This is a genomic window from Oleiphilus sp. HI0086 (genome assembly GCF_001635225.1).
Genome location: NZ_LWFZ01000108.1, coordinates 1 through 1,001, shown reverse-complemented (window position 1 = coordinate 1,001; position 1,001 = coordinate 1). Strand labels below are relative to the sequence as shown.

The following is a 1,001-nucleotide window of genomic DNA, read 5'->3' as shown; positions in this document are numbered from 1 at the left end:
CTAAAACTAAGTGCTACTAAGATGCGCCTTTATCGAGCTCAGGAAGCACTGAAAGAGCACATGAAAGCATATCAACACTAAGTCCGCCACTAAGCCGCCTCCCATGCTACAATAGCGGTATTTAACCTAGACGATTCTCTAAGAGACAAGACACCTTGAGTTCACCTGATAACGAACATCCTTACGCACAACTTACACCCGACTTCGTACTCGACGCAGTCGAGTCAATCGGGCTATTTAGCGACTCTCGCATCCTTAGCCTTAACTCATATGAGAACAGGGCCATTCAGGCAATCATCAAAATCGACAAAGTGTGCTTGGTCTTCACGCCAAAGAATATTGCCAATGTGGCAGTCGCCGTGAAGTTTAATCGGGTTGAATGGGCAGCTCTTCCATATATGTTGCATCTTATCAATCAGGTCTTGGCTTAAGGTTTCGTATGCCGGTCGAAGCGATCTGGATAGAAAGTCGTTGTCTAGCAAGAACTGTCTGCTCTTGATCGCCCAGTTTTCGATGCAAAAGTTTTGACGGTGCTTAAAGGTTTCTGCGTTACTGACCTGGTGTATTCGGCCGATGTTACAACCGATTCGGTAGAGTGTGTCGGGTATTTCAATCTCGGGTGCATATCCGCCTTGGCGCTTAAATAATGCAAAACGGAAATCTTGGTAATCGTGAAGTGTGCTGCCATTTATTAGCATCGGTGGGACGACAGATATGTCGTTTTCTAGCAAGCTTCTGGTAAATTCATGCTCTTCAAGAATGGCTTCAGTCGTCCAGCGTTGGGGGCGATAAAACTTAGCGATAATAGGCGTGCCATCTTCAATTCCTACCTGATAGACCCTGTTCTCATATGAGTTAAGGCTAAGGATGCGAGAGTCGCTAAATAGCCCGATTGACTCGACTGCGTCGAGTACGAAGTCGGGTGTAAGTTGTGCGTAAGGATGTTCGTTATCAGGTGAACTCAAGGTGTCTTGTCTCTTAGAGAATCGTCTAGGTTAAAT

Annotated in this window: 1 protein-coding gene; it reads right to left on the bottom strand. The window is 45.9% G+C overall.

Annotated features, from left to right (window positions below):
• Positions 1-266: 266 nt before the first annotated feature.
• Positions 267-965: a serine/threonine protein kinase gene (locus tag A3756_RS01470; RefSeq protein WP_068552745.1), complete on the bottom strand. Its 699-nt coding sequence runs from the start codon at positions 963-965 to the stop codon at positions 267-269.
• Between the last annotated feature and the right edge of the window lie 36 nt (positions 966-1,001).